We start from the raw sequence: 11,600 nt of genomic DNA, 5'->3' as shown, positions 1-11,600 counted from the left end.
CCACGCCATGGCGCTCACATATTATCACGCCGAGCCACTCGCCAATTCGCTGAAATCGATGGCACCGTTGTTCGAGAAGGAGCTCGCGTTCGAGAGCGTGTACGTCAACCTGCACAAGTTCGAGCAGCATGAGCCGTGGTTCGTCGCGATCAATCCGGAAGGCCAAGTGCCCGTGCTCGATCACGATGGATTAATCGTCACGCACAGCACGGTCATCAACGAATATCTCGAAGATGCCTTTCCCGATGCGCCGCCGCTCCGCCCCAACACGCCACAGGGCAATGCGCGGATGCGCTACTGGAACAAGTTCGTCGACGAGCATGTCATGAACCATGTCTCGATGCATGGCTGGCACCGCATGGTCGGCATCATCGCGCGCAAGATCGAGAGCGGCGACTTCGAGGAAATGATGGCGCGCATCCCGCTGCCCGATCAGCGCGCAAAGTGGAAAGCCGCGCGATCGGGCTTCTCGGACGAGCAACTGACCAATGCCACCGCCAAGATCGAGTACGCGCTCGACAAGGTCGAAACCCAGCTCGTGGCCACGCCATGGCTGGCGGGTGAAAGCTATACGCTCGCCGACATCAACTTCTATGCGCATTGCGGCATGATGGTCGAGCGGATGTTCCCCGAAATGGCGGTGGCGACGCGCTTCCCCAGGCTGGTCGCATGGCGCGACCGGGTTACCGCGCGCCCGGCGATGCAAATTGCGCTTGCCATGCCCGACCATACCGAGCCCGGCCTGCGCACCTGGTCCGGCCACGCTCGCTGAGCGCTACGCGCCGAAGAAGTTGAGTTCGAGCACCACGCCATCGGGGTCGCTCACGAAGAGCTGCCGCAACCCGGCGGGCGGCACCTCGTTGCAGCAATAGTCGAGCTTCATCGCGATCAGGCGCGCGACCACCGCGTCGCGCCCGACGCAACGGAACGCGACATGGTGCAGCGCGCCGGTCGGACCGGGCGCCATATCGCGATCCATCAGCCTTGGCGCATCGAGCGCGTTCAGGTGCAGCACGGCACGCCCGCTGCTATCGTACATCCACCGGGCGGTTTCATGCGTCAGCGGCGGCGGCGCGGGGCGCGAGTCGAGCGCGAGCAGATCGCGGTAGAAGCCTTCCGCGCGGTCGAGATCCGTCGTCACGATGTTGATATGGTCGAGCGCTTCCACCGTCATGTCATCATCTCTCCTCGACGCGAGGTGTCGTGCCGCACGGACGCACCCCATGATATTCGTTTGCGTCGCATACAACTTATTCTATGAGGAGCCCACAGGCTTTGCTCACCGCCGGGAAACGGCTGTGAGGCGTACAAGGGAGATGATCGATGGCAAGCAATCTCGAATCGGTGCTGAACGCGGCGGGCAATCCCGTCGAAATGCTGCGCAACTCGCAACTCGGCGCCTATGTCTATCCGGTCGTGGCGGCCGAATTTCACAACTGGCGCAGCGAGCAATGGGCCTGGCAGCATAGCGCCGTCCTGTTCGACCAGTCGCACCACATGGTCGACCTGTTCATCCGCGGCCGCGACGCGCTCAAGCTGCTGACCGAGACGATGATCAATTCGCCCAAGGGCTGGACGGTCAACAAGGCCAAGCAATATGTGCCGACCACGCCCTATGGCCATGTCATCGGCGACGGCATCATCTTCTGGCTGGCCGAGCAGGAATTCGTCTATGTCGGCCGCGCGCCGGCGGCGAACTGGCTGATGTTCCAGGCCGAGACCGGCGGCTACGACGTCGAGATCGTCAAGGACGATCGCAGCCCGTCGCGCCCGATGGGCAAGCCGGTGAAGCGCATCAACTGGCGTTTCCAGATCCAGGGCCCCAACGCCTGGTCGATCATCGAGAAGCTCCACGGCGGCCCGCTCGAACAGCTCAAATTCTTCAACATGAGCGAGATGAACATCGCCGGCCGCAAGGTTCGCACGCTGCGTCACGGCATGTCGGGCGCGCCGGGTCTGGAGATCTGGGGCCCCTATGACGAGCAGGAGGAAATCCGCGCCGCCATCCTCGAGGCAGGCAAGGAGTTCGGTATCGTGCCGTGCGGCAGCCGCGCCTATCCGTCGAACACGCTCGAATCGGGCTGGATCCCCTCCCCGCTCCCCGCCATCTACACCGGCGAGAAGCTCAAGGCGTATCGCGAGTGGCTCGGCGCCGACAGCTATGAGGCGACCGGCTCGATCGGCGGCAGCTTCGTCTCGGAGAAAATCGAGGACTATTATCTCAATCCGTGGGAGCTGGGTTACGGCCCGTTCGTGAAGTTCGATCACGATTTCCACGGCCGCGAGGCGCTGGAGGCGATCGATCCCGCCGCGCAGCGCAAGAAGGTCACGCTGGCCTGGAACCCCGATGACATGGCGAAGATCTTCGCCTCGCTGTTCGACCCCGATGGCGAGCAGTACAAGTTCTTCGACCTACCGCTCGCCAATTATGCCTCGTCAAACTACGACGTGGTCAAGGACGCGTCGGGCAAGGAAGTCGGCGTGTCGATGTTCACCGGCTACAGCTTCAACGAGAAGAGCGCGCTCAGCCTCGCGACGATCGATCCGTCGATCGAGGTCGGCAGCGAGGTCAAGGTGGTGTGGGGCGAGCCCAATGGCGGCACGCGCAAGACGACGGTCGAGCCGCACAAGCAGCTCGAGGTGCGCGCGATCGTAAGCTCGATCCCCTATTCGCGCGTTGCCCGCGAAACCTATCAGGAAGGCTGGCGCACGACGCAGCCGGCGTGAGCCGATAACGCCGGGCAGCGTCACGCTGCCCGGCACGTTACGGCTGGCAACGCAGTGAGGCGAACATGACCGACTATGTCCTCGTTCACGGCGCCTGGGGCAGCGTGCGGGCCTATGCAAGGCTGGCGGACGAACTGCGCGCCGCCGGGCACCGCGTCGTCGTTGCCGAGCTGACCGGGCTCGGCACCCGCGCGGACCAACTCTCTCCCTCGATCGACCTCTCACGCCACGTCGCCGACGTCATCGAGCAGATCGAGGCGGCGGGGTTCGATCGCTTCGTGCTCGCCGGGCACAGCTATGGCGGCATGGTCGTGACCGGCGTTGCGACCAGGCTGGGCGCGCGGATCGACGCGCTGGTTTACATCGACGCGTTCCTGCCGGCGGATGGCCAGTCGCTCTGGGACATCACCGGCGACTTCGAACATCGCCATTATATCGACGCGCAACGCGATACGCCCGGCCTGGTCGGGCCGCTGCCCGGCGTCACCGGTGTCGACGTCGGTCGCCATCCGTTGCTGACGCTGATCGAACCAGTGCGCTTTTCTGGCGAGGAGGCGAAGGTGCCCCGGCGCGTCTATGTCTTCGCCGAAAGCTGGCAGCCCACGCCATTCGCCGGCTTCCACGCCACGGTCGCGGCGGACCCCGCCTGGGAGGTCCACCGCGCCGATGCGACCCACAACGTCATGGCCGATCAACCCGAACAGTTGCTGGCCATGCTGCTGGCCCAGGCCGGATAGCCTGACCGACAGGCTCCTCAGCCATCCACCGGCTCCTTCTTCTGCCCGCCGGGCACGCCATGCGCCGCCCGCGCCTCATATTCCGGATCGTCCTTGGGGTTCGCGAGCGCGGTCATCACGCGTTCGTGGATTTCCTCAAGCGTGCCGCGGAACTCGGGGTAAGGCAGGATGTAGAGCTGGTCGTCTTCGACGCCTTTCAGGACATAGCGGGCGAGCGTTTCCGGCTCCATGCCGACCGAGATGACACGCTTCAGGTGCGCGAACATTTGCGGGTCGGCGCCGTAGTAACCAGTGTTCTGCAGATGCGCCGGCCGCGTCAGTACCGCCTCATGGATGTTGGTGTTGACCGCACCGGGGCACAGCATCGACACGCCGATCCCATGCTCGGCAAGGTCGAGCGCGAGGCATTCGGATAGGCCGCGGATCGCCATCTTCGAGGTGCAATAGATTCCCGTGCCCTTTAGCGCGACGAAGGCCGACATCGAGGCGGTATTGACGATATGACCGCCATTGCCGCGTTCGATCATGCGCGGGACGAAGGTCTGGATGCCGTTGATCACGCCACCGACATTGACGCTCAGCTGCCAGTCCCAATCGTCATAGGTCGCCTTCTGCAGCGGCCCGAAGATCGATACCCCCGCCGTGTTGAACAGCAGCTCGACCGGCCCAAGCCTGGCCTCCACCGCATCGGCGGCGGCGGCATAGGCGGCGCGATCGGTGATATCGAGCTTCACCGCCATCGCCTCGTGCTCGGTGCCGGCGAAATAGGCCATCGCCTCGTCGAGATGGTCCTGGCGGATGTCGGCGATGGCGACCTTGCAGCCGGCCTCGGCGAAGACCTTGGCCTGGCCCAGCGCCACGCCCGAGCCGCCCCCGGTAATGAAGGCGGTACGCCCTGCGACCTTCGTCATGCCACCTTCTCCGGCAGCGTAACGGGCGTCGCGGTGCGCCGCGCCAGCTGGTCCTCGAACTCCTTGTTGCGCAGCAAAAAGCCGATCGCCTCGGCGCGTTCATGGTTGATCTCTTCGTCGGGCATCGAGGCGAGGATCGCATCGAAGCGCGTGCGCATCCCCGCGGCGAATTCGGGATGCGTCAGGATGTAGAGGTCGTTGGCGCGAATGCCGGCAAGCACGCGCTCGCCCACTTCGTCGGCCGACATCCACAGCGGCGATACGGCTCGCTTGCCCAATTCCTCCTCCCGCGCGCGGTAGCCGCTGTCGGCCTTGAATTCGTCGGGGCGCAGTTCGCCCGACATGGCGATGTTGCTCTGCACCGGCCCGGGCATGAACGCCGAGACGCCGATATTCTCGGCCGCCAGTTCGCCGCGGATTGCTTCGGACAGGCCCAGCACCGCCGCCTTTGCTGCGGTATAGGTCGCCGAGAAGGAGATCGGCACGAGCGCCGACTGCGACGAGGTCGTCACGATCTGCCCGCCCTCGCCATGCGCCCTGATGCGCGGCAGGATGGTGACGAGGCCGTTGATCACGCCCCCGAAATTCACCCCCATCGCCCAGTCCCAGTCGTCGTAGCGCGCGTCGACGATCGGGCCCATGATTCCGACGCCAGCGTTGCCGATCAGCAGGTGGATCTTGCCGAAGCGCGCCTCCGCCTGGTCGGCGGCACGCGCGAAACCGGCGCGATCGGTCACGTCGAGTTGTACCGTCTCGACTTGCTCGTCCGCGCCAAGCGACGCCTTCGCCTCGGCCAGCGAACTCTCGCGAATATCCGCGATCACGACATTCGCGCCCGCCTTGACGAGCGCGCGGGCGATACCCAGCCCGATGCCGTTCGCGCCGCCGGTGATGAACGCGGTCTTGCCGGTCACGTCCGCCATCGGCGCCGTGCCTGGTGCAGCCTCATGGGCCATGATTTTCCTCTCCCTTATGATGTGTACGCGTCGCTTAGTGTTTGAGCCCGAGCATCTTGCGCGTCTCCTCGACGCTGGCGATGTCCCCACCCAGGCGGTCGACCAGGTCGACACCCCAGCGGACCAGATCCGCATTGTCGGCAGCCTGCTGGCCACGACGCAGGAAGATCGTGTCTTCGAACCCGACGCGAATGTTGCCGCCGAGCAGCACCGCCTGCGCCGCCATCGGGAAGGAGTGGCGGCTGACGCCGAACCCGGTCCAAAGCGCGCCGCGCGGCAACTGGTTCTTGCTGTACATCATCGCCTCGGGGGTCGCCGGCAACCCGTATTTTGTGCCCAGCACGAAGGAATAGGGCGCATTCGTCGGAAGCGCGCCCTTCGCCATCAGGTCGTCGGCGAACACGAAATCACCCGCCTCGAAGCATTCGATCTCAGGCAACACCCCCGCATCCTGGATCATGTGCCCCATGCGGGTGATCATCGGATCGAGATTGATCGCCACGCCGCCCCATAATTGCATGGTGCAGATGTCCACCGTGCACATGTCGGGTTTGAGGTCGAGGATATGCTCGAGCCGGCGTTCGGCGGTGAACATCAGCGTGCCGGGCCCGGCAACCGCCGGATCCTCCTCGCTCTGCATCCAGGTGCAGCCCGGGCCGGTGGTGACGTTGAGGATCACCGCGTCGTTCTTCGCCCGGATCAGGCCGACAACCTCGCGATAATCATCCAGCGCCTGGCTCGGCACGCCCGTTTCGCGATCGCGCACATGCAGGTGAATGATCGCCGCGCCCGCCTCCGCCGCGGCAAGCGCTTCCGCCGCCACATGTTCGGGCCGGAACGGGAAATTGGGATGGTTGGGGATCGGGGAACTGCCCGTAACGGCACAGGTAATAAAGACCTTGTCGGCCACGCTTACTCTCCTATGGCGAGCGGGACACCGGCTCGCGCTACGCAATCGGGAGTCGCAGAAGCCGTTCGATCGGACTAGACGGTTCGCTGTGCCATCATTGGGAGTAACTGGATAAGCCATGGCGCGAAGCGAAGAACTCTCCCGTTTTCTTAAGTCGGTCCGGGCGCGACTGTCCCCCGCCGATGTCGGCCTGCCGGTCGGCGAGCGCCGACGCACCAAGGGGCTGCGCCGCGAAGAGGTCGCCGCGCTCGCTGGCATGAGCGTCACCTGGTACACCTGGTTCGAGCAGGGCCGCGATGTCCAGCTGTCGGTGCCGATGATCGAGCGCCTGGGCCGAACGCTGCGGCTCGACAGCAACGAGCGCGAATTCCTCTTTGCGCTGGCGCAGCATCGCCCCCCGCCGCTCGAGACGCAGACCGACGAGGATATCCGCCCCGCGACGCAGCACATGATGGACAGCCTGTCGATTCCCGCGCTGGTGATCATTGAGGACTGGACCGTGATCGGCTGGAACGCACTCGTCGCCCGTGCCTTTCGCGACTATGGCCCGCTGCCGCGCAGCGAGCGCAACCTGTTCAAGATTCTGATGCTCGACGATCGCTATCGCACCGACAGCGCACATTTCCGCGAGATGGCACACCGCCTCGTCGCCCGGTTCAAATGGGATTATAGCCGCACCTCGAAGCCGGAAATCTTCGACGAGATCATCGCCGAGATGATGGATAAGTCTGAACTGTTCCGCGAATGCTGGAAGGAATCCGAGATCCTTCCGTATTTCGAACACGTCAACACCGCGCTCATGCCCGGCGTCGGCGACATCGGCTTCTGGCATTCATCCTACGTCGTCGAGGGCGCGCCAGGGCAACGACTGCTGCTGTTCGCGCCCCTCGACAAGGCAAGCGCCGACCATCTCGCACAACTGGCGGAAAACGTCCGCTAGCGCCGAAGCTCAGGCAAGTTCCGCGCCGAGCCGGTGGCCGCTCACTGCGGCGCCGGCATCGCGCGGCAAGCGCGCGAACAGCGGGATCGCCATCGCGCCGACGCCGGCAAGGCACAGGATCGCGAGGCGATAGTCCGCCAGCGATCCCGCGCCACCGCCCTCGCCGACTGCAAGGTTGACGAGCAGCGACGCGAGCGACACGCCCAGCGCCGCTGACAGCGCGTTGGCGAGATTGTTGAGCACCGTCGCTCCGGCAAGCTCGTCCTGATCGACGTCAGCGAAGGTCAGGGCCATCATGCCGGTAAAGGCAATCGACCGTGCCGCGCCCACGACCAGCAGTGCGAGGCACAGCAGCCAGAACGGCATTGCGGGGTGGAGCAGCCCGATGCCGGCAATCCCGACGACCATCGTCGTGGTTCCCGTGATCAGCGCGCGGCGGAAGCCGAGCCGGGTGATCGCGGCACCTGCGATCGGCTTGAGCAGCAGGTCGCCAAGATTCTGCGCCAGCAGCAGGACACCCGTCGCGACCGGCGACAGCCCGAAGCCAACCTGGAAGAAGAGCGGCAGCAGCAGCGCCTGGCCCATGAACGGCAGCCGCATGAGAAAGCCAGCACCGAAGGCGATACTCCGGAACGTGCCGTGGCGCAGCGCGGCGAGCGGTACGATCGGCGCCGCCGCGCGCCGCATATGCCGCATCGCAAGCACGCCCGTCGCGCCGGCCGCGATCGCGAGCAACGCCGGCGCGTGCCACGCTGCCGGCTGCGCGCCGAGCCGCTCCATCGCCAGAACCGCCCCGGCGAGCGCGGCCGCCACCAGCACGAAGCCGCGCAGATCGAACGCCGCGCGCACCTCGGCGCGCAGATCGGGCACCATCCGCCAGACCAGCGCAATGCCGATCACGGCGAGCGGCAGGTTGATGAAGAAGATATACTGCCACCCCAGCGCGGCCGTGATGAAGCCGCCGAGCGGCGGACCGATAACGGGCGCGATCAGTGCCGGCGTGGTGCTGATCGCGGTCATCTGCACCAGCTGACGCTTGGGCGTGACCCGCAGCAACACGAGGTTGGCGACTGGCACCATCAGGCTGGCGAAGAACGCCTGCAAGGCCCGCGCTGCCACGAACCCGGTCAGGGTCGTGCTCGCGCCACACAGCAGCGAGGCGAGCGCGAAGCCGAGGATCGCCGTCATCAGCACCCGCTTCGTGCCAAGCCGCTCCGCAACCCAGCTGCTGATCGGCAGAAACATCGCCGAAACGAGCAGATAGGCCGTGATCCCGATGCCGAGATCGACCGGCGCTACGCCGAAGTCGCGCGCCATATGCGGCAGCGCGGTCGAAATGATGGTCCCCTCCAGGATGCCCATGAACATCACGACCGCGACGACGATCGCGATCGCACGCGGGGCCGGCGACACGCCCGGATGCGAGGTCAGGATGCGAGCGCCACGGGCACATGACGACCGAGGATCAGGTCGCTTGCCCGCTCCGCGATCATGATGGTTGCTGCGTTGGTATTGCCCGAAACGATCCGCGGCATGATCGACGCGTCCACGACACGCAACCGCTCGACACCGTTCACCCGCAGTTCGGGATCGACCACCGCCGCCGGGTCGGTGCCCACGCGGCAAGTGCCGACGACATGGTAGAGCGTCGATCCCGCCATCCGGGCATAGCCGAGCATGGCTTCATCGGTATCGCCGAACGGGTCGCCGGTCGTCGCGAGATAAGGCGTGATCGCAGGCTGCGCCATGACCTTGCGGATGAGTTTGACCGGGGCAACCGCGACCTGCTGGTCGATCGGATCCGAGAGATAATTGGGCACGATCATGGGATAGATGGCGGGATCGTTCGATCGGATATGAATGTGCCCGCGTGATTCCGGGCGCACCTGACAGGGCGTGCACGTGACGCCGGGCGTTTGTTCGAGGTCGAAGGCCTGCTCTTCGTTCTGCTTCTTCAAATCGACCGACGCCGCCATGAGATGCAGCTGCACGTCGGGGCTGGCAAGCTCGGGCCGCGTCCGGGTGAAGGCGACGATGTGCGCCACGGCATAGCTGAGCAGGCCTTTGCGGGTCAGCGCATATTTCGCGACTTCCCGGGCCAGGTTCCAGCCATGCGCCATCTGGTTGACGGTGCGGTGACCCGGCTTCACCGGCCACTGCGCGCCAATCATATAGTGATCCTGCATATTCTCGCCGACGCCTGGCGCTTCGTGCAATTGCGTGATGCCATGGTCGGACAGCACGGCGCCGCGGCCGATGCCTGACAATTCGAGCAGTTTCGGCGACTCTACCGCGCCCGCCGCCAGGATGACCTCGGCATGGGCGCGGGCGCGCATGATGCGCCCTTTCTGCTCATACTCTACCCCGACCGCGGTCTTGCCTTCGAACAGGACACGGTGCGTCAGCGCGCGCGTCTCGACCCGAAGATTGCTGCGCCCTTCGACTGGATGGAGATAACCGACCGCCGTCGAGCAACGACGGCCGTTCCTCGTCGTCAGCTGGAACCAGGTGACGCCGTCCTGGTCACGTGCGTTGAGATCGGGCGAATAGGGAATGCCTGCCTCGACACAGGCATCGAGCAACGCCTGGCTGACCGCGTTGCGTTCGGGGAAATCCGCGGTGTTGAGCGGCCCGCCGCTGCCATGCGTATCGCAGGCGCCGCGTTCCTGATTCTGCGCGCGGCGGAAATAGGGCAGCACGTCATCATAGGACCAGCCCTGGCACCCCATCTGCCGCCAGCCGTCATAATCCTCCACCTGGCCGCGAATGTAGAGCAAGCCGTTGATCGACGAGGAGCCGCCGAGCACCTTGCCCTTGGGCCATTTGTGAACGCGTCCGTCGGTCCCGGCGTCCGGCTCGGTCTCGTACAACCAGTTGACCTTGGGGTCGTTCAGCGTCTTGCCGAAGCCTATCGGGGTGTGGATCATCATGTTCGAGACGAACTGGCTCGGCGCCCTGAACGGCCGATCGTCGCCCCCCGCTTCGAGCAGCAGCACGCGGTTGCCGGGCTCGGCGGAAAGCCTGTTGGCGAGCACGCAGCCCGCGCTGCCCGCGCCGACGATGATATAGTCGGCCTCGATATCGTAGGAAACGCTCACCAAAAACCCCCCGCTAACCGGCAGTCAGTTACTGAAAAAGGCGATCGCGCGGAACTCGTAGCTCTCGCGCGTATGGGCATCCGGCCGACTGGTGTCGTGAAAGGCGGTGTGCGGCGCGCGCCACGCCCGGGCATGATCGCTGTCGTGGAACTTGATAAAGATCGCCTCGTCGGCGGTCATGTCAGGGAAATACCACCAGCGATGCGCCGGATTGTGATGGAAGATCGTCGCGGCGGCCATGTTCTCCTCGCCCTCGATCGGCGCGTACAGCGCATCGCCCTCCGGAATCACGTCGACATCGACCTTGACGTTGGCGACCGCATCCTCCTCGCCGACGCTGCCGAATTCGCACAAGGCCAGTGGCCAGTCCTGCGGCGGTGGCGAGAAGGTGCGCCACAGGCTGAAGGCAATGAACCGGCTGAAGCCCGGCCCGCCCGGCACCGCCTTGTCGTACAGCGCACGCGCAATGCGGTGTGCGGTCGCCGTGTTGAAATCGACATGCGCCTCGGCCGCTGGCGGCTGGATCCCCGCCCCCGAGATGATCGGCGAGCGCAACTGCCCGCCCATCGGCACGACGAGGTCGCAGCCGGTCAACGCACGGGCGACGGCGGCGACCTCGTCCGGATAAGCCTTCACCGCCGCCGGATCACGGAAATCGACCACCGCGCTCGGCTGGCGGGACAGGCAGAAACCATGCTCGTCGAGCGTGAAGGGCTTCGGCGCCAGGCGCGCGTTGCGGATCGTGACGGGATAGGATTGGTAGATGCCGGTGTTGACCTCGCGGCCCGGCGCCCAGAAGCGCCGGTTGATCCGCGAAGTCGGGATCAGATAATCGATCGTCGTGTCGATCGCCTCGGGTGCCCGGCTGGGCTGCACGATGGTCGCCATGGTCATCCTCGTCTTTCGAACAGCGCCCGCACCGCATCCGGCACGCGTTCGGCGCGCAAGCCGGCGGGGCGGTCGGGCGCGGGCACGGTCCACACACGCTTTTCGGTACATTCGACGCAGCTTTGCCCGTCACGCGAGAGACGGTGCTGGATCGTGAAGCTGCTGTTGCCGAAATCGGGCGCCGCCGTCTCGACGAGAACGTCGTCGCCATAGCTGCACGCCGCCAGAAAACGCGCCGACACGTCGACCATCGGATAACCCGCGACGTTCATCGCGGCGAGCATGTCGCGCTTCTTCGGCAGCCCCGCCGCCTCGAACAACAGCACGGTGCTTTCGCCGAAGATGTCGAAATAGCGCGGCGCGTAGACGATACCCGCGGGGTCGCATTGGCCCCATTCGATGCGGACGGTGCGTTGGGAGAAGGGGGTCACTG

12 protein-coding genes are annotated in these 11,600 nt (G+C 65.3%); 4 read left to right on the top strand and 8 right to left on the bottom strand.

The genetic code is table 11. The features are described 5' to 3' along the window. The first annotated feature begins 7 nt into the window (after positions 1-7). Entirely contained in the window at positions 8-772 is a 765-nt protein-coding gene (locus U1839_RS11885) for a glutathione S-transferase family protein (protein ID WP_332803835.1), read from the top strand. Positions 773-775: 3 nt separating this feature from the next. On the opposite strand, the gene U1839_RS11880 is transcribed toward U1839_RS11885, so the two are convergent. Continuing rightward, positions 776-1,174 carry a VOC family protein gene (locus U1839_RS11880; RefSeq protein WP_332803834.1) on the bottom strand — a complete coding sequence of 133 codons (399 nt, stop codon included), beginning with the start codon at positions 1,172-1,174 and terminating at the stop codon, positions 776-778. 149 nt (positions 1,175-1,323) lie between these two features. Here U1839_RS11880 and ligM point away from each other — a divergent pair, with 149 nt between their 5' ends. Together ligM and U1839_RS11870 are read left to right on the top strand one after the other, a co-directional pair. Next, on the top strand, positions 1,324-2,727 hold the full coding sequence (ligM, locus tag U1839_RS11875) for a vanillate/3-O-methylgallate O-demethylase (RefSeq protein ID WP_332803833.1): 1,404 nt from the start codon (positions 1,324-1,326) through the stop codon (positions 2,725-2,727). Between the two features lie 65 nt (positions 2,728-2,792). Next, on the top strand, positions 2,793-3,464 hold the full coding sequence (locus U1839_RS11870) for an alpha/beta fold hydrolase (protein ID WP_332803832.1): 672 nt from the start codon (positions 2,793-2,795) through the stop codon (positions 3,462-3,464). 17 nt (positions 3,465-3,481) lie between these two features. Here U1839_RS11870 and U1839_RS11865 read toward each other — a convergent pair whose 3' ends face one another. From U1839_RS11865 to U1839_RS11855, 3 genes are read right to left on the bottom strand one after another with little or no spacing between them, the layout of a single operon-like run. Next, entirely contained in the window at positions 3,482-4,375 is an 894-nt protein-coding gene (locus tag U1839_RS11865; protein WP_332803831.1) for an SDR family NAD(P)-dependent oxidoreductase, read from the bottom strand. Further along, positions 4,372-5,331, bottom strand: a complete 960-nt coding sequence (locus U1839_RS11860; RefSeq protein ID WP_332803830.1) for an SDR family oxidoreductase — start codon at positions 5,329-5,331, stop codon at positions 4,372-4,374. The genes U1839_RS11865 and U1839_RS11860 overlap by 4 nt, the downstream gene beginning before the upstream one ends. 34 nt (positions 5,332-5,365) lie before the next feature. Then, positions 5,366-6,241 (bottom strand): beta-keto acid cleavage family enzyme, encoded by an 876-nt coding sequence (locus tag U1839_RS11855; RefSeq protein WP_332803829.1) that lies wholly within the window; start codon positions 6,239-6,241, stop codon positions 5,366-5,368. A 118-nt stretch (positions 6,242-6,359) separates the two neighbouring features. Between U1839_RS11855 and U1839_RS11850 the strand changes: the two genes are divergently transcribed. After that, a complete protein-coding gene (locus tag U1839_RS11850; RefSeq protein ID WP_332803828.1) occupies positions 6,360-7,181 on the top strand; it encodes a helix-turn-helix transcriptional regulator in 822 nt (273 codons plus the stop codon). 9 nt (positions 7,182-7,190) lie between these two features. Here U1839_RS11850 and U1839_RS11845 read toward each other — a convergent pair whose 3' ends face one another. The 4 genes from U1839_RS11845 to U1839_RS11830 are packed head-to-tail and all read right to left on the bottom strand — an operon-like array spanning position 7,191 to position 11,598. Then, positions 7,191-8,594, bottom strand: coding sequence for an MFS transporter (locus U1839_RS11845; protein WP_332803827.1), 1,404 nt, complete (start codon positions 8,592-8,594; stop codon positions 7,191-7,193). A gap of 14 nt (positions 8,595-8,608) precedes the next feature. Continuing rightward, the gene (locus U1839_RS11840; protein WP_332803826.1) at positions 8,609-10,279 is read right to left on the bottom strand and encodes a GMC family oxidoreductase; all 1,671 of its coding nucleotides are present in this window, start codon (positions 10,277-10,279) and stop codon (positions 8,609-8,611) included. A gap of 24 nt (positions 10,280-10,303) precedes the next feature. After that, positions 10,304-11,167, bottom strand: coding sequence for a CmcJ/NvfI family oxidoreductase (locus U1839_RS11835; protein ID WP_332803825.1), 864 nt, complete (start codon positions 11,165-11,167; stop codon positions 10,304-10,306). 2 nt (positions 11,168-11,169) lie between these two features. Beyond that, positions 11,170-11,598, bottom strand: coding sequence for an acyl-CoA thioesterase (locus U1839_RS11830; RefSeq protein ID WP_332803824.1), 429 nt, complete (start codon positions 11,596-11,598; stop codon positions 11,170-11,172). Positions 11,599-11,600 lie beyond the last annotated feature (2 nt).

This window comes from Parasphingomonas halimpatiens (assembly GCF_036663795.1).
Taxonomy (GTDB): Bacteria; Pseudomonadota; Alphaproteobacteria; order Sphingomonadales; family Sphingomonadaceae; genus Sphingomonas.
The sequence above is the reverse complement of the archived record's forward strand: the minus strand, read 5'-3'. Positions and strand labels throughout refer to the sequence as shown.